The sequence below is a fragment of the Pandoraea apista genome (genome assembly GCF_001465595.2).
GTDB classification, from domain to species: domain Bacteria; phylum Pseudomonadota; class Gammaproteobacteria; order Burkholderiales; family Burkholderiaceae; genus Pandoraea; species Pandoraea apista.
This window is the reverse complement of record NZ_CP013481.2, coordinates 2100605-2124688: the sequence shown is the minus strand read 5'-3', so window position 1 is coordinate 2124688 and position 24084 is coordinate 2100605. Positions and strand designations below refer to the sequence as shown.

Below are 24084 nucleotides of genomic sequence, written 5' to 3'. Positions count from 1 at the left end.
CCGGCAAAACGGATGGGCCTATGAAACAGTACCTCGACTTCATGCGCCATGTACTCGAACATGGCACAGACAAGACCGACCGCACGGGCACGGGCACGCGCTCGGTGTTCGGCTATCAGATGCGCTTCGACCTGCAGGAAGGATTCCCGCTCGTCACGACCAAGAAAGTGCATATCAAGTCCATCGTGCATGAACTCCTGTGGTTCCTGCAGGGCAGCACTAACGTGGGCTATCTGCAGGAAAACGGCGTGTCCATCTGGAACGAATGGGCCGATGCCGACGGTGAACTCGGCCCGGTGTACGGCGCCCAATGGCGCTCGTGGCCAACCCCCGACGGTGGTCATATCGATCAGATCACGCAACTTGTCGAGCAGATCCGCACAACACCCGACTCGCGCCGTCTGATCGTTTCCGCATGGAACGTCGGTGAAATTCCGCGCATGGCGCTGCCGCCGTGCCACGCGTTCTTCCAGTTCTATGTGGCCAACGGCAAGCTGTCATGCCAGCTTTACCAACGCAGCGCGGATATCTTCCTCGGCGTGCCGTTCAACATCGCGAGCTACGCATTGCTCACGCACATGATGGCGCAGCAGACTGGGCTGGAGGTCGGCGACTTCGTGTGGACGGGCGGCGACTGCCATCTGTACAACAATCATCTGGAACAGGTCGCCACGCAACTCGAGCGCGAGCCGTTCCCGCTGCCGAAGCTGGAGATCGCGCGCAAGCCCGATTCGATTTTCGATTACCGTTTCGAAGACTTCCGGATCGTTGGGTACGAGGCGCATCCGCATATCAAGGCGCCGGTGGCCGTATGACGATACTGACGCTGGTGGTCGCCCGCGCCGAAAACGGCGTGATCGGGCGCGACAATCAATTGCCGTGGCGTTTGCCGGAAGATCTTGCCCACTTCAAGCGCACAACGCTCGGCAAGCCCGTTGTCATGGGACGCAAGACTTACGATTCGATCGGCCGCCCGCTGCCGGGACGCCGTAACATCGTGGTGTCGCGCAATCCGGACCTGAAGATCGACGGGTGCGAGGTGGCCAGCTCGCTCATCGATGCGATGCGCCTGTGTGTGGGTGTAGAGGAGATCTGCCTGATCGGCGGCGCGCAGTTGTACGCGGAGTCGCTGGCGAGTGCGGACAAGGTGATCGTCACGGAGATTGCCAAAGCCTTCGAGGGCGACGCGCATTTCCCCGACCTGCCCGCTGCGCAGTGGCAAGAGACCGCGCGCGAGACGCATCACTCCCCCGCCCCGAACGACTTCGACTACGCGTTTGTAACGTACGAACGGATTTGAGAGATTCGACGGGCGGCGCGCACGCGCCGTTCCCGTTCTTGCGTTCCCGTTCTTGCGTTCCCGTTCTTGCGTTCCCGTTCTTGCGTTCCCGTTCTTGCGTTCCCGTTCTTGCGTTCCTGCTCTTGCGCTCACGCGCGCAGATCGGCGTGCGGCACCTGTGCCGCCGTGCTCGTCTCCCCGCCGCTTACCGGCAGAATTCCCTCCGAAACATGCACGCGATCGCGGCCAAGACGTTTGGCCGTGTACAACGCCTCGTCGGCCAGCGCGATCAGGCGCTCCGGCGTGTCGGCAGGATTTCCGTACTGCGGCACATGTGTCGCACACCCCACACTGACGGTCACAATGCCTTGCGGCTCGGGTGCCGGCCTCGCCAGTGCCCGCACGCTCTCCGTCACACGGGTGGCGACGAAATACGCGCCGTTCGCGCCGGTGTCGGGCAGCACGATCACGAACTCCTCCCCGCCGTAACGCGCCACAACGTCCGCCGGTCGGTGCGTCGCCCGCATAAGCGCCAATGCCACATGCTCGAGGCACTCGTCGCCCACGGGGTGGCCATACTGGTCGTTGTAACGCTTGAAATAGTCCACGTCGATCATGAGCAGCGATAGCGGCTGCCCCGAGCGACGCGCCTGCTCGAAGTCGCGCGGAAACCGGTCGTTGAAGAAACGACGATTGAAAATGCCGGTGAGTGCATCACGGTTGCTGTACTCGATCAGACGCAGATGCGCGCGCGTAAGCTCTCGATAAAGCCGCGTGACCTCCCATACCAGCAAGCAAACCAGCAGCCCCGGTGCCGACATGCTGAACAGTCGCGCCAGGTACCAGCCCAGCGAAAACCGCACCGTACTCATCAGGCTGAGCACGGTATCGGTCACACATGCGAGGACAGCCAGCGCCACCCACAGATCGAGCACCGTACGCAGACGGCCGATAGCCAGCACCGCTCCCAGCGCCGCCAGATTCACCACGAGCAACACCAGGCCCGCCCCCCTCGCCGAAAAATCCCCCGGGGCGGTTGCCGGTGACAACGCTGGCGGTAACTGCACGGCCAGTACCGTCATGCAAAGCAGCGCCCCCACGAGGAGCGGCAAGCCGACGAAGACCCACAAGGCGCGTCCCGTCGGCGGCAATTGCGTTACGGACTGCGTGGCGAACAGACGCCGCGAAATCATCGCGATGAGCACGAGCGTGGGAAACCCCGCATGCCAAATCGCCCAAATCCAACCCGATGTAGAGGGAAACGCGCCAAACAACCCTTGCGGCGAGAACAGGCCCGGGAAGGTCAACAACTGCATGGCAACCGTCAACGCCGTGAAGGCATAGGCGCCAGCCAGCAGCCCGAAGACCGGCAACCGGCTCACTTGAAACTGCGCAGCCAACAGGAACGACGCAATCGACGCCGTCGTGAACACCGTCAGCCCGCACATCGGCAGGAAAGGCGCGACCGCGGGCAAGACTGCCGTTGCCTGCGGCGCCGCCAATATCAGGGCTGCGAGGATCGCGATCGCCAGACCGCCGGCAAATGCCCGCTGCCCCCGTGATGCCCGCGTCATCAGAAAGCCGTCCATGAAGGCTCCTTAAGTCCCTCGCGAGTCTGTGTCTCGTGCTCGCACCGGCGCGTTGCAGTCGAGTCGCTGCGTAGGCAGGTGATTCGCGAAGCATGCACCAATTCTCGCCGGATGCCAACGGCCGGGGCGCCGCGAGCACCGGATCCGCATGGGCTGCGGGGGATCGTAGCGCCGTCGTCACTTGCGGTATCGGAGCCCGAGTACGTAATAAGGTAGACCACCGCACGGTAACGACGCCCTCGCACCGAGAAAAACAAAACGCGCCGATCGGTCACTCAAGACCCATCGGCGCGTTTTCGGCTGTCTGTCGGCATCTCGGCAACGTCACCGCATAACGGAAGACGATCCCTCAATGCGGGCCGACGTCAACCGCCCAAATAGGCTTCGAGCACGCGTGGATTGCCCAGCAGGCTGCGGCCCGTGTCTTCCAACACGACCTTGCCGGTCTCCAGCACGTAGCCATGTTGCGCGATCTTCAGCGCCTGACGCACGTTCTGCTCCACCAGGAAAATCGTCAAGCCATCGGCGTTGATCTCTTTCAAGGTGCTGAAGATGCCCTGCACAATGATCGGCGCCAGCCCCATCGAAGGCTCGTCGAGCAGCAGCAAGCGCGGACGTGCCATCAACGCACGCCCGATTGCCAGCATCTGCTGCTCGCCGCCCGACAGGTTGCCCGCCATCTGATCGATGCGCTCGGCAAGACGCGGGAAACGATCGAGCACCTTGTCCAGGTCCGGCTTCACGTTCTGCTTGTCTCGACGCGTATAGGCGCCGAGCTCAAGGTTCTCGCGTACTGACATTGTCGTGAGCGTAGCTCGTCCCTCGGCAACCTGAACGAGACCGCGCTGCACGATCTTGTTCGGCGCCAGACCACCGATCTCTTCGCCCTGGAACAGGATCGAGCCGCTCTGCTTCTTGATGAGACCGGATAGCGCCAGCAATGTCGTGGACTTACCTGCGCCATTGGCCCCCACAAGCGAGGTGATTTCGTGCTCGCGCAACGAGAAATCAACGCCCTTCACCGCTTCGATATGCCCATAGGCCACCTTAAGGCCCTTCACTTCAAGCAGCGCGCTCATGCTTTGTCCTCCGCGCCGGCCGCAAGCGCGGCCGCATCGTCGTCGTCGTCGCGGCCGAGATAAGCCTCGATGACCTGCGGGTTGTTCTTGATCTCTTCGGGCTTGCCTTCGGCAATGATGCGGCCGAAGTTCAACACCGCGATGCGTTCGCACAGGCCCATCACGAAGCGCATGTCGTGCTCGATCATGAAGATCGTGTAACCGCGCGCCTTGATGTTCTCGATCTCGCTCATGAGATCGACCTTCTCGCCTGTGTTCATGCCCGCCACCGGCTCGTCGAGCAGCAACAGCTTGGGCTCGGTGGCCAACGCTCGCGCCAGCTCCAGCTTGCGCTGGTCGCCGTACGAGAGGTTATCGGCTATGTCGTATGCCTTATGGTCGAGCTTCACCCACGACAGCAATTCGTGAGCGCGCTCGCGCGAACGCTTCTCCATCTCGCGAAAACCCGGCAGCGAGAGCAATAGCCCCGCCGGGCCATAGGAGAGGTGGCGATGCATACCGACCACCACGTTCTCGATCAGCGTCATCTCCTTGAAGATGCGGATGTTCTGAAACGTACGGGCAATACCGCGCTGCGTGATCTTGTGGGGCTTCTGCCCCACGAGCGTCTCGCCGTCGAACGTGATGCTGCCGCCAGTCGGCTGCAACAGGCCGGTGATGAGGTTGAAAACGGTCGTTTTACCGGCGCCGTTCGGGCCAATCAGGCCGAAGATGGTGCCCTGCGGCACCTCGATGTTCACGTCCTGCAGAACGTGCAATCCACCGAATCGTTTGGAAATATTGGAAAGCTTGAGCATGTCGTGTTCCCCGTCCGCTTACGTGGAAGAGGCCGAACGCGCCTTGTCGGCACGGAACCAACGGCGAAATCGCATCGGGTCCCAGATACCCTTGGGCAGAAACAGCACGATCAGCACCAGGATCAGGCCGTTGACCACAAGGCGGAAGTCGTTGAACGCGCGCAGCAACTCGGGCAACAACGTCAGAATGGTGCTGCCCAATATCGGCCCCATCAACCCGTTGATCCCGCCCAGAATTGCCATCGTCAGAATCTCGACGCCACGGTCGAACCCGAATTCGTTCGGGCCGATGAAGAACGTAAGATGCGCATTGAGCGCCCCTGCCAGCCCGGCAAGCACCGCCCCCAGCACGAACGCGAGCATCTTGTAGCCCGTGACGTTGATGCCCATGAGGCCCGCCGCCGTCTCGTCTTCCTTGATGGCCTCGAACGCACGGCCCACCTTCGAGCGGCGCAGGCGCCACAGCACCGCAAGGGTGATCACGACAGCACCAGCGACATGCCACCACTGTGTGAGTTGCGGAATGCCGTTCAGACCCAGTGCGCCGCCGGTCAGGTCTTCGGTATTCAGAATCAGCACGCGCACGACTTCACCGAAGCCGAGCGTCGCCATGGCGAGGTAGACGCCCGACAGACGCAGCGTCGGCTTGCCGATGATGAATGCGACGAGCGCCGGTGCCGCCATGCCGCCCGCGAGCGACACCGCAAACGGCGTGTCGTAGTTCATCGTGAGCAATGCGGCGGTGTATGCGCCAATCCCCATGAACGCCGCATTGGCCATGGCCAACATGCCGCACGAGAGCGTGAGGTAAATCGACAGGGCCAGCAGCGCATTGGTGCCCAAACTCAGCACCAGATTGCTGTAGACCGCCCAGAAATTGTTAAACCAGTCCATTGCGCCCCCGTAATTACGCTTTGCGTTCGAGCACTTTGCCGAACAACCCCTGCGGACGCACCAGCAGGATCAGGAACAGCAGGCCGAACGCCACGGCGTCGCGCATGTTCGAACCGATATACGCGACCGACATGACTTCGGCAAAGCCGAGGAACAGGCCACCGATCATCGCGCCGCGAATGTCGCCCATCCCGCCCAGAATGATCACCGCGATACCCTTGTGCAGCATCGGTTGCCCCATCAGCGGGAATACCGCGTTGGAGTACAGCCCGATCAGCACCCCCGCCATGCCGCCCAGACCGGCCGCAGCGAACGACGTCGCCAGGAACAGGCCCTCGACGTTGATCCCGAGCAGATACGCGGCCTTCGGCGATTCGGCAATAGCGCGCAGCGCGCGGCCCAGTTGCGTCTTCTTGATCGTGGTAATGAGCACGGCCATCAGCGCAAACGAGATGAAGATGATCGCGAGTTCGAGCACCGTCATGTGAACGCCGGCGACCGTGAGAGTCTCCTGCGACACCACGTCGTAGGGGAAACGCAGATTCTCCGCGCCGAAGATGCCTTGCACTCCGTTGTTGAGCAGAATGCCCACGCCAATGGTGGCAATCATCGGGATCAGGTGAGGCGCCCCGCGTTTGCGCAACGGTTTGAGCACCAGCACGTCGATCAGCAAGCCAAGCAGACCGGCAACGATGACCGCCGTCACAATGGCCGCCCACAGCGGCAGATGAAGGCGCACGACGGCTTGCAGTGCCGCATAGGCACCGACCATGAAGACCGCGCCGTGCGAGAGATTGATGACGCCGAGGATGCCGAACACGAGTGTGAACCCGAGCGCGAACAAGGCGTAGACGCACCCGAGGGAGAGCGCGTTGACGAGTTGCTGTTCCAGCATGGTGTGTATTCCAGCCTGAGGGACGGAGGCGCGCGTCGCAGGGGGTACGGCGTGCGCCAGAAACGCCGATGGGCGTAGCGCCTTTCGGCCCTACGCCCATGCGGACTTCTTCAAGTACTGCCGGGCTGCTTACTTCTCGATGACGTACTTGCCACCCTTCGTCACACTGACGATCGGTGCCTGCTGTGCATCGTAGCCGGCCGGCTTGCCGTTCTTGCCCATGGCCTGACGGAACGCAAACTTGCCCGTCGCGCCTTCGTGCGTGACCTTCGGCAGCGCGTCGCGCAGCGCCTTGCGGTCAGCTTCGAGGTTGCCCGAGATCTTCACGTTCTTGATCGCACCCGCTGCGATGTACATCGCGTCGTACGCCTGCGCGGCGAACTGGTCCGGCGCCACGTTGTACTTCGCCTTGTAAGCGCCGATGAACTTCGTGTTGGCCGGCGTGTTGTTCTCGATCGACCAGGGGCTACCCACCCACAGACCGTCCGAGCTGCCCTTGGCCAGATCGAACACCTTGACCGAGTTCATGCCGTTGCCGCCAATGAACGGCACGTTGATCCCCAGTTGACGGGCCTGCACCATGATCGGCGCGCCTTCGGCAATCAGCGCCGACAGCACGATGGCGTCGGGGTTGCTCGCCTTGATCTTCGTGAGCTGCGCCTTGAAGTCCACGTCGCCCTTGGCGAACGTTTCGGTCGTCGTGACCGGAATCTTCAGGTCTTCAAGCGCCTTCTTGAAGTTGTCGTAGCCGCTCTTGGTGAACACGTCGTCGTTGCCGTACAGCACCGCGACCTTCTTGATGCCCGTGTGCTTGGCCGCGACCTTGATGGTCTCCGGCAGCACGTCGGCTTCGGTCACCGAATTGCGGAAGATGAAATCGCCGATCGACGTAATGCCGTCTGCCGTATTCGACGTGCCAAACGCCACCGTCTTGCCGGCTTGAGCGATCGGATCGGCTGCCTGCGCCGAGTTCGACAGCGTCGGGCCGAACACCATGAGCACCTTGTCCTGGAAGATCAGCTTTTTGAAGACGTTGATCGCCTCTTCCTTCTTGCCCTGCTCATCTTCGACCTGCAGTACAAGCTTGTTGCCGTTGATGCCGCCAGCGGCGTTGATTTCGTCAGCAGCGAGCTGGAAACCATTCTTGATGGCCGCGCCATATTGCGCAGCACCGCCCGACAGTGCTTCGGCCACACCGATCTTCAGATCGGCCGCGTGCGCCGCAGCCACCATCCCCGTAGCGACAAGCGCGCTCAGCAACTTGGTCATGGTGCTTTTCATGAGTCTTCTTCCTCCAATACCTAGTCTCTAGTTATGAGAAGGCGCGCCTTATGAGCGCGCCCATTACCCTAACTACCGTGTCCGTTCTTAAGCCACGGCTTAAGAAAACTCCTAAGCATAACGCAAACTGCCTGTGCAGGACACGGCAAATGGATTTTTGCCCCGCTTTGGCGCATAAATGCAACGCGTTTATCGCGCCACAAGGGCCTTTCGCAGCATCAATGACCGGCGATGGTCATTTGTTCAATCAGGATCGACCCCACCTCTTTGGTGCCCCGCACGAGCGTGTCGGCACCGATCGCCACGATCTGGCGGAACATGTCGTTCAAGTTGCCGGCCAGCGTGATTTCCTCGACCGGATACTGAATTTCACCGTTCTCGACCCAGAAGCCCGACGCGCCACGCGAATAGTCACCGGTCACATAGTTCACGCCCTGCCCCATCAACTCGGTCACGAGCAACCCGGTGCCCAGCTTGCGCAACATCGCCCGGAAGTCATCGGTCGGTGCCGTGAGTTTGCTGTACATGCGTAGGTTGTGCGAGCCGCCGGCGTTGCCGGTCGTCTGCATGCCCAGCTTGCGAGCCGAGTACGTCGACAAGAAGTAGCCTTGCACAACGCCATCGCTCACGACATCGCGGGCACGCGTTTTCACGCCTTCCTCGTCGTACGGAGCGCTGCCCATGGCGCGCGGTACATGCGGATCTTCGTGAATCCCCACGTGATCGGCAAACACCGGCTTACCCAGCGTGTCGACGAGGAACGTGGCTTTGCGGTACAGCGCTCCACCGCTCACGCCCTGCACAAACGCCCCCAGCAGGCCGGCAGCAAGCGGCGCCTCGAACAGCACCGCGCATTTGCGCGTGGAGAGCTTGCGAGCATGCAGACGGGCCAGCGCACGCTCGGCAGCGTAACGGCCTACCGATTCCGGCGACGCCAGATCCTCGGCGGCGCGCTTGGACGAATACCAGTCGTCGCGCTGCATATGGCTGCCCGAACCCGCAATCGGCGAGACCGACAGGTAATGGCGCGAATACGGATACCCCGAGAGGAAGCCTCGCGTCGTGCCGAGCATGAACTGCGAATGCTGCGCCGACACGCTGGCGCCTTCGGAATTGCGGATGATCGGGCTCACGTCGAGCGCCGCCTTCTCGGCTCGACGGGCGAGTTCCACCGCTTCGTCTGCCGTAATGCGCCACGGATGGAATAGCGACAGATCCTGCGGATGCATTTCCAGTAGTTCAGACTCGGCGAGCCCGGCGCAGTCGTCCTCTGCCGTGAAACGGGCAATGTTGTAGGCGGCATCGACAGTGTCGTGCAATGCCTTGCGCGAGAAATCCGACGTGCTGGCGTTGCCGCGACGCTGGCCGATGAAGACCGTCACGCCCACGAGCTTGTCGCGGTTGCGCTCAATGGTCTCGACCTTGCCGCGCCGCACCGAGACCGACAGACCGTCGCCCTCGGAGATTTCGGCGGCCGCGTCGGTTGCGCCGAGCGAACGGGCGTATTGCAGTACGTCGCTGACGATTTCCTTGAGTTGATCCTGGGTGTGCGTGAAGTGCTGGGTCGCTTGGGACATCGGCGCGATTCGGTCAGTGGCTGAATAGGAACCGCCATCTTAGCGCGACTTCTCCACCATAGTGCATGGGCCCAGCAACTATTTGGACAGCGCGCGCCGCGTTACAATAGCGCCCATGACGCACATTCAACGCTTTAACCGTATCGCTCACAGCGAGCTTGCCGACGAAGGCCCGAGCAAATCCCAGCGCAAGCGCGAGTCGCATGCCTTGCAGGATCTGGGCGAAGAACTGGTCAATCTCGGCAAGGACGCGCTCGCCCGCGTGCCGATGCCCGAGAACCTTGAACGGGCCGTCCGCGACTGCCGCAAGATCACAGCCCACGAGGGCCGCCGCCGCCAAATGCAGTATGTGGGCAAGCAAATGCGCACCCTGGACGAGTCGGAAGTCGAGGCAATTCGCCGGGCTCTGGACATCATCAACGGTGTCTCGAAGGCGGAAACCGCCAAGCTGCACGCCCTTGAGCGCTGGCGCGAACGCCTTTTGGCCAAGGACGAAGCGCTCACCGAACTGCTGACCCAGCACCCGGAAGCCGACGCCCAGCAACTGCGCACGCTCGTTCGCAATGCTCGCCGCGAACAGGCAGCACAAAAGCCGCCCAAGGCTTTCCGCGAACTCTTCCAGGTCCTTAAGGACCTGCTGGGCACGGGATCGGCCGGGACCGCCGAATCTTCGGAAGTGGCCGATAGCGATCTGCCGGAATTCCCAACTCGCGAGGAAGACTGATGGTCGCCCGCTCACATCCGGACGAACTCCGCGTAGGCCTGGTCTCGATCAGCGACCGCGCGAGCCAGGGTACGTATCAGGATCAGGGAATTCCTGCGCTGCAAGACTGGCTCGCCAGCGCGCTGGCCTCGCCGTGGGTCGCCGAAACCCGCTTGATTCCCGACGACGCCGACGGCATCACCGCGACCCTGATCGATCTCGTCGACACCTTGAAGTGCGACTTGGTGCTCACGACCGGCGGCACCGGCCCGGCGCGACGCGATGTCACGCCGGAAGCCACCCTGCGTGCAGGCACAAAGGAAATGCCGGGCTTTGGGGAACAGATGCGTCAGATCAGCCTGCGCTTCGTTCCGACGGCGATTTTGTCGCGTCAGGTGGCAGTGATCCGCGAGACGGCGGACCACGCTGCCCTGATCATCAACCTGCCCGGGCAACCCAAGTCGATCAAGGAAACGCTCGAAGGGCTGCGCGACGCCGACGGCAAGTCGGTCGTGCCCGGCATTTTTGCCGCCGTGCCTTACTGCATCGACCTGATCGGCGGGCCATACGTCGAGACGGACGAAGGCATCTGCAAAGCGTTCCGCCCCAAAAGCGCGATTCGTGCCCCGAAGTCGACGTAAGCCCCTGCCGGTCTGGCTGGCGTGGTGATTCCAAACAAAAAAAGCCAGCGAATTCGCTGGCGTTTTTTATCGTACGGCGAGCATCAGACCGGCGCAGATGCCGGGGCGTCCGGCGCGCCAGGCACGGCTGTTTTCAGGAAATGTTCGCGGTAATACACCAGTTCGTCGATCGACTCGTGAATGTCGGCCAACGCCGTGTGCGCTGCACGCTTGGTAAAGCCTTTGTAGACCGTCGGTTCCCAGCGGCGGCACAGTTCCTTGAGTGTGCTGACGTCCAGATTCCGGTAATGGAAGAAGGCTTCGAGCTTGGGCATGTAACGCGCCATGAAGCGGCGGTCCTGGCAAATCGAGTTGCCGCACATCGGCGACTTGTTCGGCGGCACGTATTGGGACAGGAACTCGATCAGTTGGGCTTCCGCCGAGGCCTCATCAATGACCGATGCCTTCACCCGGTCGATCAGCCCCGAGCGGCCATGCGTCGATTTATTCCAGTCGTCCATGCCGTCCAGCACTGCATCTGACTGGTGGATTGCGAAAACCGGCCCCTCGATACGACGCGTCAGCGCAGAATCCGTGACAACGACCGCCACCTCGATAATCCGGTCGCTGTCAGGCTGCAAACCGGTCATTTCCATGTCGAGCCAGACCAAATTGAACTCGGCGCGGGCGAGCGTCGTCTCGGCAGCGGCAGACGCGGGATTTTGGGATGGGATGACAGACATGATCGGAAGACTCTGGAAAACGCATCGGTTGGCGACCGGCGCGGCGCCTGGCCGGTCGAAAGAACTTATAATTCTCGCATACTTCGGATTCTCCTAAAGCGCATGTTCACTTATCTCTTCGTGATCTTCCTGCTGGCGATGGTCATGACCAAGCTCTGGCTGGCCGCCCGTCAGGTTCGCCATGTGGTCGCCCATCGGGCTGCCGTTCCCGAACGGTTCGCCGATACGATCACGCTGACCGATCACCAGCGTGCCGCCGATTACACGGTCGCCCGTACTCGGCTCGGCATGGCAGAGATCTTCGCCCAGGCCGTGCTGCTCGTCGCTTTCACGCTGCTTGGCGGATTGAATCTGCTGCATATCGGTATCTCCGAATGGCTTGGCGAGGGCTATCTGGGCCAGATCGCGCTGATCGCCGCCGTGCTCCTGATCTCAGGCATCGTCGACCTGCCGTTCACTTATGTGCGGCAGTTTGTCATCGAGCAGCGCTTTGGCTTCAACCGCATGTCGCTAGGGCTGTTCATCGTCGATCTGCTCAAGGGCACTGCCATCGGGATTGTGCTCGGGTTGCCGCTGCTCTTCGTCGTACTGTGGCTGATGGAGCGAGCGGGACCGCTGTGGTGGCTGTACACGTGGATTGTCTGGGTTGCCTTCAATCTGTTCGTGCAGTTCATCTTCCCGCACGTCATCGCACCAATGTTCAACAAGTTCGAGCCGCTCGCCGATGCCTCGCTGGCACAACGCATTGAAGGCCTAATGAAGCGCTGCGGTTTCGCGGCGCGCGGCCTCTTCGTAATGGACGGCTCCAAGCGCTCGGCTCATGGCAACGCGTACTTCAGCGGATTCGGCCGCGCCAAGCGCATCGTGTTCTTCGATACGTTGATCGAGCGACTCTCGCCCGCTGAAATCGAAGCGGTGCTGGCACACGAGCTGGGACACTTTAAACGTCGCCACATTACCAAACGGCTGGTCGTCGCTTTCGCGTTGTCCCTGGCGTTCCTTGCGCTGCTCGGATGGCTGGCCGGACGCACATGGTTCTATACCGAACTCGGCGTGATGCCGTCGATGACCGGCAGCAACAATGCGTTGGCGCTCGTGTTGTTCTTCCTCGTGTTGCCGGTGTTCGGCTTCTTCGCGAGCCCGCTGAGCAGCCTGACGTCCCGCAAACATGAGTTCGAGGCCGACGCATTCGCCGCCAGCCAGACACAAGCCAGCGATCTGATCAATGCCCTTGTAAAGCTGTATCAGGACAACGCGTCGACCCTGACGCCCGACCCGGTCTACACCGCGTTTTACTACTCGCATCCGCCTGCCTCCCAGCGTATCGACCGTCTGCTGGGGCACGCATGAAGCGAAGCAGCAAAGCGAAAGCCATGGTGGTCGATACGACCCCTCAGGAACGACGCCACGGCCGCGTGGCTGCGGCCCACGGTCGTCACTATGTCGTTGAAGCCGACGATGGCGAGACGGTACTCTGCTTCCCGCGCGGCAAGAAGAGCGAGATTGCGGTGGGTGACGAGGTAGCCTGGGCACGCACGGGCGATCAGGGGGTGATCGAAGAAATTCTGCCGCGCCGCAATCTGCTCTATCGCTCCGACCAGTTCAAGAGCAAGCTGTTCGCTGCCAACATTGATCAGCTAGTCATCATGCTGGCAACTGAGCCGTACTTCAGCGAGGATCTGCTCGGCCGTGCGCTCGTCGCGGCGGAAGCCAACGAGTTGCGGCCGCTGATCGTCCTCAACAAGACGGACGTGGCGGATGCCCTGCCCGCAGCACGTGAGCGTCTTGCGCCTTACCGAGCGCTGGGTTATGAGGTACTGGAACTGTCTGTACGCGCTGACCCGGAGACGGCGAAGGCGCTACTGCTGCCGCGTCTCGCGCATCAGGCATCGCTGCTGCTCGGGCAGTCGGGCATGGGCAAATCCAGCCTTGTGAACCTCGTAGTACCCGACGCCGACGCGGCGACCCGTGAAATCTCCACGGTGCTGAACTCCGGCAAGCACACGACCACCTTCACACGTATCTTTCATCTGCCCGACGGTGGCTTGCTCATCGACTCACCCGGCTTCCAGGAGTTTGGTCTGCACCATCTCAAAGAAGGGGCATTGGAGCGTGCATTTCCCGAGTTTCGTCCATTGCTCACGGGATGTCGTTTCTACAACTGTCACCATCTGAAAGAGCCGGGTTGCGCCATTCTCGAGGCCGTCGCCGACGGGCGGATCTCGAAACAGCGGCATGCCCTGTATGCGCAGCTTGTTCACGAATCGGAGCAACAGATTCCGTATTAAGGACACCGGCCCTTTCAGAGGGATCGGCAATAAAAAACCCCGCGTCTGCGGGGTTTTTTGTAAATGCCTCATGAGGCTCGTGGTGTGAGCCTCAGCCCAACCACACGGCGAGGGTGAGCAGCAGCAATAGCAGCATCCACAACAAGACCGCCCGCCATACCAGCCCAACCGCCGCCTGAAGCGTACGAGGCGTGCATTCGCTACCGACCGGCAGGACTGCATCGTCGACCTGATTGAGCGCGTCGACACTGGAGACTTCCGCCAGCGGCCCCGTGAGTCGCGCGCCGAGCGCACCGCTTCCGGCGGCCAACAGAATTCCCTCGTTCTCGTTCGGCCACTGCTTGGCGAAGTGACGCCACGCGTAGATCGCATCTTCAAAGTTACCGACGATGGCGAAGCCGATCGCCGTCAACCGTGCAGGCACCCAATCGATCACGTAAAACGCCTTGCGTGCAAATGCGCCGAACGCAGGGCTACGATCCGGCACGTTCTCCGTCCAGCGACGCGACAGATATTCCGCGAGACGGTACAACACGGCGCCGGCCGGACCGACCGGCATCAGGAACCAGAAGAACACACCAAATACGTGACGATGCGACGCAATAACCGCATGCAACAACGTGTGGCGCACGATTTCATCCACCGGCATGTCGACCGTGTCGATACCAATCCACTGGCGCAGAATTTCGCGCGCCTCGCTCACGTTGTCGTTGTTCAGCGCGACATGAATGTCGGTGAAATAGTGACTGAACTGCCGGAAGCCCATCGTCAGGTAGACGATGAACACGTTCCATGCAAAACCCAGGAAAATGTTGACCCGCATCAGCAGGTAGTAGACAACGCCGACGGCCAGCACGAACGGCAACACGACGACCAGCCATGCAAGTACGCCATGACGGGGTTGCCCCGCGTCGAAGGTCTGCGAAGTGTGGGTCGCGTGGGAGCGAATCAGGTTGTAGATCGGGTTTTGCGTGGAGAGCGCACGCACCTGCTCGAGGATCAGCGCGAGGAGTACCGAAAAGAATGTCATGCGTGCGTTCAGATCACCAGACGGAATGATGTAACGATAGCACAGCTTCTCGCGAATGCCCGCCCCAAGCGCCTCTACGGCGCGCTCAATTCATCGTTCGAGCAGACAACTCGCGAAATCGATTCGTCTTTCGCATCAAGCCCGCAGCAGTTGATAGAAATTACGCAGCATGCCAGCTGTCGCTCCCCAGATGAAGTACTCTCCGCCCGCCGGCTTCGGATAAGGCATCGCGTAAAACCGGCGCTCGCCCACCTGATAGTTGAAGACGCGAATCTGATGATGCGCGGGGTTCATCAGAAAATCGAGCGGGACTTCGAAAATCTCGTCCACCTCACCGGCATCGGCCACGAGATCGAACGGCGGCTTGACCAACCCCACGACCGGCGCGACACGAAAACCTGTGCCCGTGACATAGTCAGGCAAGCGGCCAATGACTTCCACCACCCTGGAATCAAGCCCGATTTCCTCTCGCGACTCGCGCAAGGCAGTCGCAATCGGCGTCGGGTCATCGGGCTCCCGACTACCGCCAGGGAAACTGACTTGTCCCGCATGCGTGCTGAGATGCTGCGTGCGCCGGGTGAGCAATACCGTGGTGCCATGCGGACGCATCACCAGTGGCACGAGCACGGCGGCAGCCCGTGGCGTGAAGAGTGACGGGGAGACAAGCTCGATGGCGCCTGACTCCGGTGTCCATATCGGTGGGCTGGCGAGGCGATCTCGTAACGCGTCGGGGGTCAGCCGCTCTGCCGGCACCGTGGGCTCCCCTTCGCCCGTCGAGACGATGGGTAACGCTTCAGGATGCAGGATGAGAGGTGGCGCCACGTAGACCTTTAAATGAGAAATAACTTCGCTATTTTAGCGAGTAAGCCGGAAATGCGTACTCGCGAAGAAAATGCCAATCCCTCGGCAATTCGTCGCATTCATTGGCGATGACGCGCCGCCGCATTGCGATAGATGCGGCCTGACACAATGAAAAAAGCACCCCGAAGGGTGCTTTTTCCATGCGGTTTTGGCTGCGCCCGGCCACGAGGTCGCCAGGCGTAGCGGCGTCCGACTTACTCGGCAGCAGCAGTGGTCTTGCTCTTGAACGTGAGCTTTTCCTTGATACGTGCCGACTTGCCCGAACGCTCGCGCAGGTAGTACAGCTTGGCGCGGCGAACATCACCACGACGCTTGACTTCGATGCTGGCGATCAGCGGCGAGTACGTCTGGAACGTACGCTCAACGCCTTCACCTGACGAAATCTTGCGAACGATGAACGCCGAGTTCAGGCCGCGGTTACGCTTGGCGATCACAACACCTTCGTAAGCCTGCACACGCTTGCGCGTACCTTCCACAACGTTCACGTTGACGATCACGGTGTCGCCCGGGGCGAAGTCGGGGATCGTCTTGTTCGCGGTCAGACGCGCGATTTCTTCCTGCTCGATCTTAGCGATCAGATTCATTTACCACTCCTTGTGCCATCGTATCGGCGTTATATACCGGCATGCCGGCCCCGACAGAGGATGGGTTCAAACCGAATGCCGTCCCCATGACGACACCCGCGACCTACTTGACCGACGTATCGGCCCGCAGGCTTGCCAGCCACGCCTCATCAGCACGACTGAGCAATCCGTTGGCGCGCGCACTCTCGATCAGATCGGGACGCTTGCGCCAGGTATTGGTCAACGCCTCGCGGCGTCGCCATTTTTCAATCTCTGCGTGGTGCCCGCCCAACAGCACATCGGGCACGCGCACACCTTCGTACTCTTCAGGCCGCGTGTAATGCGGGCAATCGAGCAGTCCATTCACGAAACTGTCCTGCTGAGCCGATTGTTCGTCGTTCAGCGCCCCCGGCAGTAGCCGGATCAGCGAATCCATCAACGCCATGGCAGGCAACTCGCCACCCGACAAAACGAAATCGCCAACGCTGACCTCTTCGTCTACCACACGATCAATCAAACGTTGATCGATGGCTTCGTAGCGGCCGCAGAGCAGAATCAACCCCTGCTCCTGTTCGCGCAACTCGACGACCCGGCGATGCGTGAGCGGCTTACCCTGCGGTGACATCAACAGCACGCGAGCGCGCGGCACACCAGCCTCGGCCTGCGCCGCTTTCGCTGCATTGATCGCATCGTCGAGCGGCTTGGCGAGCATAACCATGCCCGGACCGCCGCCATAAGGCCGATCGTCGATCGTACGGTAGTTGTTGTGCGTGAAATCACGCGGATTCCAAAACCGCAGACCGTAGCGCGACTGCTTGAGCGCCCGGCTGGTGACGCCCCAGTCGGTCAGTGCCCGAAACATCTCGGGAAAGAGCGTGACGACGTCAAACTGCATCAGACCGTTTCCGTCCAGAGGTGCCCGGACGCAATAACGGCCGGGCGATCAATCGGTATCTCAGTAATCGAGACCCCAGTCGGCCACGATACGCCCCGCATCGACATCGACGGTCTGCACATATTGGCCCACGAACGGGATCAACCGCTCAGCGGTCTTCGCTGGCATACCGTCGACGGCAGGTACGTCATAGACAACACGCAATACAGTGTGCACGCCGTTATCGAGCAAACCAACGACCTTGCCCAACGATTCGTCCTGCAAATTCGTTACCTGGGCACCGATCAGGTCGACCCAGTAGAACTCGTCTTCGCCAGCCGTCGGAAACGCACTGCGCGGAACCCAGACCTGAAGCCCCTTCAGCGCCTCGGCGGCAGTCCGGCTGTCGCTGCCACGCAATTGCGCAACGACCGTACCGGAATGCCCGCGGCTGTGCAGCACATTGGCCTTGGTATAGACCGACTCACCGGGACGACGGAAGTACCAGCATTCTGCGGCCAAGAGCCCATCGCCCTTGCCCGTATGCGGCTGCACCTTGATCCAGCCGCGAATCCCGTAGGCGTCGCCAATGTAACCCAGCTCGACGAGATCGTCGGGCACTTCGGTCACCGGGGCGAGCACCTGCTCTGCGCGTATGCCAGCGGCACGCCGCGCCTCGGCACCGATTTTCAACGGTACCCGCTCACGTGCGGGTCGAGCGGAACGAACCATGCCAATCCAACGTTGTGACGAACACACGGCGATGCCTGCCCCAGATCACTCGGGAACAGGCACCGCCGTTCAATTCTTATGCCGTCGGCAGACCGACAGCAATGCGTACAGCTCGACTAGCTGAAGAGCTTAGGCAGCAGCCTTGGCGCCTTGCTTGATCAGACGAGCCACGGTCGGCGACAGTTGCGCGCCAACGCCTTGCCAGTAGGTCAGACGGTCTTGAGCAATGCGCAGACCTTCCGTGCCTTCGGCAGCGACCGGGTTGTAGAAGCCAATACGCTCGATGAAGCGGCCATCGCGACGATTACGCGAGTCGGTTGCAACGATGTTGTAAAACGGGCGCTTCTTCGCGCCGCCGCGAGCCAGGCGGATAACGACCATAATAAATCCTTGTGAATCCAGAAGTGTTCGGACAGAAAACGCGTGATTATAGCGCAAAACCCTCGTCAAAACAAACACTTCCCCCGACACCGGCCGCACCCCGCCCAACCGCGCCCCGATTGGGCGGGCGATACGGGGATATCGGGGAGCATCGCGCCCGATGGGCACTAGTCTACAATGCACGCATCCTGTGAGCGGAGCGAGTCTGGCATGCGACGATTTCCCGATGGATGGCAACACCCATTTCGACCACACAGGCCAACACGGATCAGCGCGCGAGTTGGCCGCCTCGTGCGATTTGTGGGTCAGGCGGGCCTGCTTATCGCCACAGCGATAACGCTCGCACCACGATTTGCAAACGCACGCGACGCCCTTCCCATCGAACGTCTCACGCTTCCTCCCGGTTTCCACGTCGAAGTCCTCTCGGATCAGGTTCCGGGCGCCCGAGGCATGGTACTTGGTCCCAAGGGCACATTGTTCGTCGGCAGCCGGGCACAGGGTGACGTTTATGCCATCACACTCGACCCATCTCGCGCCTACGCCGCAAAAGTCCGAACCGTGGCCTCCGGCCTGAACATGCCCGTCGGCGTGGCCATGCGCAACGGCGCCCTATATATCTCCGCCGTTTCACGCATCGTCAAACTTGACGACATCGAAAACCGTCTCGACAACCCGGGCAAACCGGCCATCGTCTACGATAAGCTGCCAAGCGAAAGCCATCACGGGTGGCGATATATCGCATTCGGCCCCGATCAACGTTTATATATAGGGGTTGGCGCGCCCTGCAATGTCTGCAAGCGCGACGAGAACCGCTACGCGATAATCGGCAGCATGAAGCCGGACGGTACAGACTGGCGCGTCGTCGCGCGCGGTGTGCGCAACACCGTGGGTTTCGACTGGCAGCCGGGAACCCATACCCTGTGGTTCACCGACAACGGCCGCGACTTGCTGGGTGACGACGTTCCTGACGACAAACTCAACCGCCTCAGCCGCCCCGGCGAGAACTTCGGATTCCCCTACTGCCATGCCGGCGACGTTGCCGACCCGGAGTTTGGTCAAGAGAAGCGCTGTTCAGCTTTCACCCCTCCAGTGGCGAAACTCGGTGCCCACGTCGCCGCCCTCGGTATGAAGTTCTATACCGGCAAGCAATTCCCGGAGGACTATCGCGGCAGCATCTTTATCGCGGAACATGGCTCCTGGAACCGAAGCCGGAAGGTCGGCTACCGGGTCGTACGCGTCGTACTCGATGCCAAGGGCAATGTCGCCCGGCAAGAAGTCTTCGCGCAAGGCTGGTTAGGTGACGACGAATCGGTCTGGGGCCGCCCAGTCGATCTTCTCACCTTGCCCGACGGCTCATTATTGATTAGCGACGACTACGCAGGCGCCATTTATCGCATTACGTACCGGAAACCGTGAGGCATTCTGATGACCCGCCTTGGCGCCGATTTGGAAATCTGGCATCAGAGACTACGCAAGGAACTGCCGCACTCCCTGCCCGGTCAATCTTTCACGGTACTCACGGCGCCCCACGGACAACTCGCCCCCTGTCCGTCGCGACATTTTCGCCGTCCCTGCCACCTTCGCCACTCCGTCGACACAAGATCATGACCCAACGCCTACTCTCGTTCCTGCCGTCCTCTTTCGCGTCTTATATCGCTACCCTGCTGGTGCCGGCTGCCATGCTCGCCGGCTGCGCCGCACCGTCGGGTGGCGGCGCCACGCCACCTTCGGAGACGCCCGGCGCCAGCGCCGCAGCAACCACCCCGGCCGATATTCTCGGTACGTGGCAACTGGTGAAATGGGAAGGCACTAACGATGTTCCGAACCTGCCGGAAGGCCGCTTAATTAACCTGACATTCAACGACAAGGGCGCCTTTTCGGGTACGGGCGGCTGCAACCGTATCTTCGGTCAATACACCGTTGGGCCGGCGAATGGACAGGTCACATTGAAGGCCCCGGCCACGACCCGAATGGCATGCCCCGACTCCATGGCGTTCGAAGATCGCTATCTGAAAACGCTCCCCCTTGTCACGCGCTTTGAACGGCGCGACACGCAACTGACGCTGAGCGCCTCGAACGGCGAAACGCTGACCTACGCTTCGCAAACGTTGCTCAATCGTCCTGTCGCAGGCACCGGCGCCGCCAGCAAGACGGAAGACCGCATTCTCGACGTCGATTCGCAAATGGCGGATTGTGTAGGGGTCGCGCCGCGCAAGTGTTTGCGTGTGCGTAATGCCGACGATTCCGGGAAAGCGCAGTGGGAACTCTGGTATGCCCACATCGATGGATTCGAGTGGAAGCCCGGCGTAGAATACCGCGTGAAAATTCACGGCGAACCTGTCGCCAACCCGCCCGCCGACGCTTCGAGCATGCGATGGACGCTCGTCGAAGTCATTCGCGAAACGCCTGCCCGATAACCCCTTCAAATGAACGCAGTCGCCTATAAATCCAAGACCCTGACCGCCGGCCTGGCGATGCTGTTCGGTACGCTCGGCCTGCATCGCTTCTATCTGTACGGTTTGCGCGACCGCTTCGGCTGGGCCCATATCGTGGGCTCGGCGTGCGGCGTGGCGGGCTGGGGGCTGCTGGTCACGAGCGAACTGCGTTCGCCGGCAGGGTGGATCCTCACGATTCTCGGTGCCATTTCGTTGTTCTCGGCGTTCCTCGCGGCCATCGTCTACGGACTTCGCCCCGACGAACGCTGGGATGCCCAGTTCAACAGTCGTGCAGAGCAAAAGTCGCACTCCGGCTGGATCGCCGTCATCATCGTCAGCGTGTCGCTGTTCGTTGGCGCGATGCTGATGATGGTCGGCCTCGCCGTCGCGTTTCAGACCTATTTCGAAATGCACGACACGCCGAACCGGCTTTCGCAGTAATCCCTTACCGTGACAACCCCCATCACCCACCGCCAACAGCCCACACTGGGTTTCATCGGTGCCGGGCGTGTCGCTCGCGCGCTTGCCACCGCTGCCAGCAGTGCAGGCTACGCGGTGTCGGCGGTCGCCAGCCGACAGATCGACGCCGCAAAGCGCATTGCGTCTGCGCTGCCGGAATGCGAGGCACTGCCGATTCATCGTTCGGAAGACATGAATGCCGTCTTCTCGCATGCCGATCTGGTTTTCCTGACCGTTCCCGACGATGCCATCGCCACATGTGCCACGTATCTCGCCCCTCGTGCCGGTCAGGCTCTGGTGCATTGCAGCGGGGCTTCTGAGGTCGCGTTGCTTGCGCCAGCCACGCGGCAAGGTGCGCAGATCGGCGGCTTCCACCCGCTGTTTCTCTTCGCTGGGCTTGATGACGACGCATCGCGCATGTCGGGAAGCGCGATCACCATCGAGGCTGACGCACCGCTGAACGCTACGTTGCATGACCTCGCCAACGCGATTGGCTGCCGTGCGCTGTCGATACCGGCCGGCGAGCGAATGCGGTATCACGCTGGCGCCAACTATGCCGCCAGTTTTCTGCTGTGCCTGCTCGACGAAGCCACCTTGTTGTGGAAAGCGATCGGCATGCCCGAAGACGACGCCCATGAAGCCATGTGGCCGCTCGTCATGGGCACCCTCAACGCCGCTCGTAACCGAGGGCTGTCCGGCGCACTGGCCGGCCCGGTGTCTCGCGGCGACGCCCGCATCGTGGCACGTCACACGGAAGTCCTCGCCTCCATGGGGGGCAATCACGCCACGCTCTACTCGCTCCTGACGCTTCGCGCCATTCACCTTGCCCGCCAACGGCCGAACGCGGACAGCGCCGCGCTCGACGCCATCGCACACACCATCGCGCCCTATTTGCCGCCGTTCCCCACAGAAAGCGACGCCTAGAGACACCCACCTGCCCCAGCAGGCCCAACCGGTCGAGACCAGCCGCCAAGGCCAGCTCGCCGGAGGCTCAAGTCGTATAGCCATCATTCTGCCTCTCGTCTCGAACACTGTATAAAAACACAGTATAATGACAAGCATGCCTCGCGAATGCCCCGCATTCGTGCCCCCGGACTGCCATCAAGGAGACGAGCCATGGCTTCGTCATTCGCGCCGCCCCCGTCGCGCAAGGGCCGGGGCGCCACCGCCAATCTCGAATCGCGCTATTCCGAATTCCGCCGCGAAAGCGACGAAACACGACATGAATCGGACGCCGCCCAGGAATGTGAGGTTAAGTTCGCAACCCAAGTCGCGCTGGAGAACGCGCGGACGATCATCTCGCGCAATCAATCTGCCGACATTCCGTTTGATCGTTCGATCAACCCCTACCGAGGTTGCGAACACGGCTGCACCTATTGTTTTGCCCGGCCCACGCATGCCTATCTGGGGCTGTCACCGGGACTCGATTTCGAAACACGTCTGTACGCGAAGCACAACGCGGCCGAGCGACTCGACGCAGAACTGCGCAAGCGGGGCTATCAACCGGCTCTACTCGCACTCGGCGCAAATACCGACCCATATCAGCCCATCGAGCGCGAATTCGGCATTACCAGGAGCGTGCTCGAAGTGCTTGAGCGGTTCGGTCACCCCGTGGGCATCACCACGAAATCCGCATTGGTCACGCGGGATATCGACATCCTGTCGCGCATGGCAGCGCGTGGCCTTGCCCGCGTTTTCATTTCAGTGGGAACGCTCGATGCGGATATTGCCCGCAAGATGGAGCCCCGCGCCAATACCCCTTCGCGCCGCATCGAAGCCATACGCAAGCTGACTGAGGCAGGCATACCGACCGGGGTGATCGTGGCGCCGATCGTGCCGGCACTGACCGATTTCGACATCGAACGGGTGTTGACGACAGCCGCGCAAGCCGGTGCAACCTATGCGGCCTACGTGATGCTGCGGCTTCCCCGCGAAGTCCACGATGTATTTGTCGACTGGCTGGAAGCCCATTACCCAATGCGGGCACGCCATGTCATGAGCCTGATCGAGCAGGTGCGCGACGGCAAACACAATAGCGCCGAATTCGGCACACGGATGCGGGGCACCGGTTTGCACGCCGAGCTGATACGCCAGCGGTTTCACCTGGCGGCACGCAAGTTGGGGCTTAATCAGGCCAGACCGCCGTTGCGCAACGATCAGTTCAACGTGCCTGCCCCCATTACGTCCCCCCTTGAAGACGGACAGCGCGCCGCGCGTCAGCGGCCGGGGTTCAACGCCCAAACGCAAGACAACGCTTCCGGTAAAGCCGACCCACAAATGCGCCTTTTCTAGGCGGGGTCGCCGCCGCGCTTGAATGGATAGGCAACGCACGCTGGGCGTTCTTTCGCCGGAAGGGGACGAAGCACGGATCGCCGCGTCGCATAACCCCAGCCTGCCGTACCTCCCCCGCCGTTCACTCCTCGACATGGATGGTAAGTGTCTCCTTGATCTCTTCCATCACGACATAACTCTTCGATTGCACGGCGCCGGGCAACTGCAAAAGGATGTCGCCGAGCAGCTTCCGGTACTCGGACATCTCACGAATGCGCGCCTTGATGAGGTAGTCGAAATCGCCGGAAATCAGATGGCACTCCATCACCTCCGGAATCCGCAGGACTTCGCGCCGGAACTGGTCGAACATGTTGCCCGACTTGTGATCCAGCGTGATCTCGACAAACACGAGCAACGACGCCCCAAGCGCTGCCGGATTTACCCGCGCGAAGTAGCCCATGATCACGCCGTCGCGCTCCATGCGCTTCACGCGCTCGATACAGGGCGTGATCGACAGCCCGACCTGTTCCGAGAGGTCTTTCATCGACATTCGGCCGTCTTGCTGAAGCAACGTCAGAATGCGCCGATCCAGCCGATCCAGCGTCCGGACCGATTGCTGCTGAACTCTCATGATTTATTCCTGAATTACAAAAATAAACATTAACTAAACCTAGCAATCCGAGAATAGCATGCGAATTATTACTGGATAACTATGGTTTTACAGGAGTCAACG

The 24084-nt window shown here is 61.3% G+C and carries 26 protein-coding genes; 11 read left to right on the top strand and 15 right to left on the bottom strand.

The features are described 5' to 3' along the window. The first annotated feature begins 20 nt into the window (after positions 1-20). Both AT395_RS09865 and AT395_RS09860 read left to right on the top strand, forming a co-directional pair. Positions 21-815, top strand: coding sequence for a thymidylate synthase (locus AT395_RS09865; RefSeq protein WP_042115377.1), 795 nt, complete (start codon positions 21-23; stop codon positions 813-815). Further along, on the top strand, positions 812-1300 hold the full coding sequence (locus tag AT395_RS09860) for a dihydrofolate reductase (RefSeq protein ID WP_048629154.1): 489 nt from the start codon (positions 812-814) through the stop codon (positions 1298-1300). The genes AT395_RS09865 and AT395_RS09860 overlap by 4 nt, the downstream gene beginning before the upstream one ends. A 128-nt stretch (positions 1301-1428) precedes the next feature. Here AT395_RS09860 and AT395_RS09855 read toward each other — a convergent pair whose 3' ends face one another. From AT395_RS09855 to pmbA, 7 genes are all read right to left on the bottom strand, one after another. Continuing rightward, positions 1429-2868, bottom strand: coding sequence for a sensor domain-containing diguanylate cyclase (locus AT395_RS09855; RefSeq protein WP_048629153.1), 1440 nt, complete (start codon positions 2866-2868; stop codon positions 1429-1431). Positions 2869-3233: 365 nt separating this feature from the next. Further along, positions 3234-3947: an ABC transporter ATP-binding protein gene (locus tag AT395_RS09850; protein WP_042115371.1), complete on the bottom strand. Its 714-nt coding sequence runs from the start codon at positions 3945-3947 to the stop codon at positions 3234-3236. Further along, positions 3944-4744 (bottom strand): ABC transporter ATP-binding protein, encoded by an 801-nt coding sequence (locus tag AT395_RS09845; RefSeq protein ID WP_048629152.1) that lies wholly within the window; start codon positions 4742-4744, stop codon positions 3944-3946. The genes AT395_RS09850 and AT395_RS09845 overlap by 4 nt, the downstream gene beginning before the upstream one ends. An 18-nt stretch (positions 4745-4762) precedes the next feature. Next, a complete protein-coding gene (locus tag AT395_RS09840) occupies positions 4763-5638 on the bottom strand; it encodes a branched-chain amino acid ABC transporter permease (RefSeq protein WP_042115367.1) in 876 nt (291 codons plus the stop codon). A 13-nt stretch (positions 5639-5651) separates the two neighbouring features. Then, positions 5652-6533, bottom strand: a complete 882-nt coding sequence (locus AT395_RS09835; protein ID WP_042115365.1) for a branched-chain amino acid ABC transporter permease — start codon at positions 6531-6533, stop codon at positions 5652-5654. Positions 6534-6662: 129 nt separating this feature from the next. Continuing rightward, the gene (locus tag AT395_RS09830; protein WP_042115362.1) at positions 6663-7814 is read right to left on the bottom strand and encodes an ABC transporter substrate-binding protein; all 1152 of its coding nucleotides are present in this window, start codon (positions 7812-7814) and stop codon (positions 6663-6665) included. Positions 7815-8032: 218 nt separating this feature from the next. After that, the gene (gene pmbA / locus AT395_RS09825; protein WP_094068864.1) at positions 8033-9391 is read right to left on the bottom strand and encodes a metalloprotease PmbA; all 1359 of its coding nucleotides are present in this window, start codon (positions 9389-9391) and stop codon (positions 8033-8035) included. Between the two features lie 115 nt (positions 9392-9506). Between pmbA and yjgA the strand changes: the two genes are divergently transcribed. Beyond that, on the top strand, positions 9507-10115 hold the full coding sequence (yjgA, locus tag AT395_RS09820; protein WP_042115359.1) for a ribosome biogenesis factor YjgA: 609 nt from the start codon (positions 9507-9509) through the stop codon (positions 10113-10115). Beyond that, positions 10115-10735 carry a molybdopterin adenylyltransferase gene (gene mog / locus AT395_RS09815; protein ID WP_048629151.1) on the top strand — a complete coding sequence of 207 codons (621 nt, stop codon included), beginning with the start codon at positions 10115-10117 and terminating at the stop codon, positions 10733-10735. Before yjgA ends, mog begins: the two co-directional genes overlap by 1 nt. An 83-nt stretch (positions 10736-10818) precedes the next feature. Here mog and orn read toward each other — a convergent pair whose 3' ends face one another. Beyond that, the gene (orn, locus tag AT395_RS09810) at positions 10819-11457 is read right to left on the bottom strand and encodes an oligoribonuclease (RefSeq protein ID WP_042115356.1); all 639 of its coding nucleotides are present in this window, start codon (positions 11455-11457) and stop codon (positions 10819-10821) included. Between the two features lie 102 nt (positions 11458-11559). Here orn and AT395_RS09805 point away from each other — a divergent pair, with 102 nt between their 5' ends. Both AT395_RS09805 and rsgA read left to right on the top strand, forming a co-directional pair. Beyond that, positions 11560-12807 carry a M48 family metallopeptidase gene (locus tag AT395_RS09805; protein WP_048629150.1) on the top strand — a complete coding sequence of 416 codons (1248 nt, stop codon included), beginning with the start codon at positions 11560-11562 and terminating at the stop codon, positions 12805-12807. Next, positions 12804-13745, top strand: coding sequence for a ribosome small subunit-dependent GTPase A (gene rsgA, locus AT395_RS09800; protein ID WP_376738381.1), 942 nt, complete (start codon positions 12804-12806; stop codon positions 13743-13745). The genes AT395_RS09805 and rsgA overlap by 4 nt, the downstream gene beginning before the upstream one ends. A gap of 91 nt (positions 13746-13836) precedes the next feature. Here rsgA and AT395_RS09795 read toward each other — a convergent pair whose 3' ends face one another. The 6 genes from AT395_RS09795 to rpsP all read right to left on the bottom strand — a co-directional run bounded on the left by AT395_RS09795 (position 13837) and on the right by rpsP (position 18186). Further along, the gene (locus tag AT395_RS09795; RefSeq protein ID WP_042115350.1) at positions 13837-14775 is read right to left on the bottom strand and encodes a CobD/CbiB family protein; all 939 of its coding nucleotides are present in this window, start codon (positions 14773-14775) and stop codon (positions 13837-13839) included. A 135-nt stretch (positions 14776-14910) separates the two neighbouring features. Beyond that, positions 14911-15597 (bottom strand): CoA pyrophosphatase, encoded by a 687-nt coding sequence (locus tag AT395_RS09790; RefSeq protein ID WP_048629149.1) that lies wholly within the window; start codon positions 15595-15597, stop codon positions 14911-14913. A gap of 233 nt (positions 15598-15830) precedes the next feature. Beyond that, the gene (gene rplS / locus AT395_RS09785) at positions 15831-16220 is read right to left on the bottom strand and encodes a 50S ribosomal protein L19 (protein WP_010807534.1); all 390 of its coding nucleotides are present in this window, start codon (positions 16218-16220) and stop codon (positions 15831-15833) included. Between the two features lie 103 nt (positions 16221-16323). Continuing rightward, the gene (gene trmD / locus AT395_RS09780) at positions 16324-17094 is read right to left on the bottom strand and encodes a tRNA (guanosine(37)-N1)-methyltransferase TrmD (RefSeq protein WP_042115346.1); all 771 of its coding nucleotides are present in this window, start codon (positions 17092-17094) and stop codon (positions 16324-16326) included. A gap of 60 nt (positions 17095-17154) precedes the next feature. After that, a complete protein-coding gene (gene rimM / locus AT395_RS09775) occupies positions 17155-17805 on the bottom strand; it encodes a ribosome maturation factor RimM (protein ID WP_042115344.1) in 651 nt (216 codons plus the stop codon). Positions 17806-17934: 129 nt separating this feature from the next. Next, positions 17935-18186 carry a 30S ribosomal protein S16 gene (gene rpsP, locus AT395_RS09770; RefSeq protein ID WP_017234865.1) on the bottom strand — a complete coding sequence of 84 codons (252 nt, stop codon included), beginning with the start codon at positions 18184-18186 and terminating at the stop codon, positions 17935-17937. Positions 18187-18396: 210 nt separating this feature from the next. On the opposite strand from rpsP, the gene AT395_RS09765 reads away from it, so the two are divergent. From AT395_RS09765 to AT395_RS09745, 5 genes are all read left to right on the top strand, one after another. Continuing rightward, positions 18397-19602 (top strand): PQQ-dependent sugar dehydrogenase, encoded by a 1206-nt coding sequence (locus AT395_RS09765; RefSeq protein ID WP_082117835.1) that lies wholly within the window; start codon positions 18397-18399, stop codon positions 19600-19602. Between the two features lie 188 nt (positions 19603-19790). Beyond that, positions 19791-20603 carry an META and DUF4377 domain-containing protein gene (locus AT395_RS09760; RefSeq protein WP_042115342.1) on the top strand — a complete coding sequence of 271 codons (813 nt, stop codon included), beginning with the start codon at positions 19791-19793 and terminating at the stop codon, positions 20601-20603. Positions 20604-20612: 9 nt separating this feature from the next. Continuing rightward, positions 20613-21062 (top strand): TM2 domain-containing protein, encoded by a 450-nt coding sequence (locus AT395_RS09755; protein ID WP_048629148.1) that lies wholly within the window; start codon positions 20613-20615, stop codon positions 21060-21062. A gap of 9 nt (positions 21063-21071) precedes the next feature. After that, on the top strand, positions 21072-22004 hold the full coding sequence (locus AT395_RS09750; protein WP_048629147.1) for a Rossmann-like and DUF2520 domain-containing protein: 933 nt from the start codon (positions 21072-21074) through the stop codon (positions 22002-22004). A 192-nt stretch (positions 22005-22196) separates the two neighbouring features. Continuing rightward, positions 22197-23372 carry a PA0069 family radical SAM protein gene (locus AT395_RS09745; protein ID WP_048629146.1) on the top strand — a complete coding sequence of 392 codons (1176 nt, stop codon included), beginning with the start codon at positions 22197-22199 and terminating at the stop codon, positions 23370-23372. 121 nt (positions 23373-23493) lie between these two features. On the opposite strand, the gene AT395_RS09740 is transcribed toward AT395_RS09745, so the two are convergent. Beyond that, positions 23494-23982 carry an Lrp/AsnC ligand binding domain-containing protein gene (locus tag AT395_RS09740; RefSeq protein ID WP_010805128.1) on the bottom strand — a complete coding sequence of 163 codons (489 nt, stop codon included), beginning with the start codon at positions 23980-23982 and terminating at the stop codon, positions 23494-23496. Positions 23983-24084 lie beyond the last annotated feature (102 nt).

Coding starts and splice junctions, on each gene's coding strand:
- AT395_RS09865 (WP_042115377.1), top strand. CDS start 21: ATGAAACAGTACCTCGACTTCATGCGCCATGTACTCGAACATGGCACA.
- AT395_RS09860 (WP_048629154.1), top strand. CDS start 812: ATGACGATACTGACGCTGGTGGTCGCCCGCGCCGAAAACGGCGTGATC.
- AT395_RS09855 (WP_048629153.1), bottom strand. CDS start 2,868: ATGGACGGCTTTCTGATGACGCGGGCATCACGGGGGCAGCGGGCATTT.
- AT395_RS09850 (WP_042115371.1), bottom strand. CDS start 3,947: ATGAGCGCGCTGCTTGAAGTGAAGGGCCTTAAGGTGGCCTATGGGCAT.
- AT395_RS09845 (WP_048629152.1), bottom strand. CDS start 4,744: ATGCTCAAGCTTTCCAATATTTCCAAACGATTCGGTGGATTGCACGTT.
- AT395_RS09840 (WP_042115367.1), bottom strand. CDS start 5,638: ATGGACTGGTTTAACAATTTCTGGGCGGTCTACAGCAATCTGGTGCTG.
- AT395_RS09835 (WP_042115365.1), bottom strand. CDS start 6,533: ATGCTGGAACAGCAACTCGTCAACGCGCTCTCCCTCGGGTGCGTCTAC.
- AT395_RS09830 (WP_042115362.1), bottom strand. CDS start 7,814: ATGAAAAGCACCATGACCAAGTTGCTGAGCGCGCTTGTCGCTACGGGG.
- pmbA (WP_094068864.1), bottom strand. CDS start 9,391: ATGTCCCAAGCGACCCAGCACTTCACGCACACCCAGGATCAACTCAAG.
- yjgA (WP_042115359.1), top strand. CDS start 9,507: ATGACGCACATTCAACGCTTTAACCGTATCGCTCACAGCGAGCTTGCC.
- mog (WP_048629151.1), top strand. CDS start 10,115: ATGGTCGCCCGCTCACATCCGGACGAACTCCGCGTAGGCCTGGTCTCG.
- orn (WP_042115356.1), bottom strand. CDS start 11,457: ATGTCTGTCATCCCATCCCAAAATCCCGCGTCTGCCGCTGCCGAGACG.
- AT395_RS09805 (WP_048629150.1), top strand. CDS start 11,560: ATGTTCACTTATCTCTTCGTGATCTTCCTGCTGGCGATGGTCATGACC.
- rsgA (WP_376738381.1), top strand. CDS start 12,804: ATGAAGCGAAGCAGCAAAGCGAAAGCCATGGTGGTCGATACGACCCCT.
- AT395_RS09795 (WP_042115350.1), bottom strand. CDS start 14,775: ATGACATTCTTTTCGGTACTCCTCGCGCTGATCCTCGAGCAGGTGCGT.
- rplS (WP_010807534.1), bottom strand. CDS start 16,220: ATGAATCTGATCGCTAAGATCGAGCAGGAAGAAATCGCGCGTCTGACC.
- trmD (WP_042115346.1), bottom strand. CDS start 17,094: ATGCAGTTTGACGTCGTCACGCTCTTTCCCGAGATGTTTCGGGCACTG.
- rimM (WP_042115344.1), bottom strand. CDS start 17,805: ATGGTTCGTTCCGCTCGACCCGCACGTGAGCGGGTACCGTTGAAAATC.
- rpsP (WP_017234865.1), bottom strand. CDS start 18,186: ATGGTCGTTATCCGCCTGGCTCGCGGCGGCGCGAAGAAGCGCCCGTTT.
- AT395_RS09765 (WP_082117835.1), top strand. CDS start 18,397: ATGCGACGATTTCCCGATGGATGGCAACACCCATTTCGACCACACAGG.
- AT395_RS09760 (WP_042115342.1), top strand. CDS start 19,791: ATGACCCAACGCCTACTCTCGTTCCTGCCGTCCTCTTTCGCGTCTTAT.
- AT395_RS09755 (WP_048629148.1), top strand. CDS start 20,613: ATGAACGCAGTCGCCTATAAATCCAAGACCCTGACCGCCGGCCTGGCG.
- AT395_RS09745 (WP_048629146.1), top strand. CDS start 22,197: ATGGCTTCGTCATTCGCGCCGCCCCCGTCGCGCAAGGGCCGGGGCGCC.
- AT395_RS09740 (WP_010805128.1), bottom strand. CDS start 23,982: ATGAGAGTTCAGCAGCAATCGGTCCGGACGCTGGATCGGCTGGATCGG.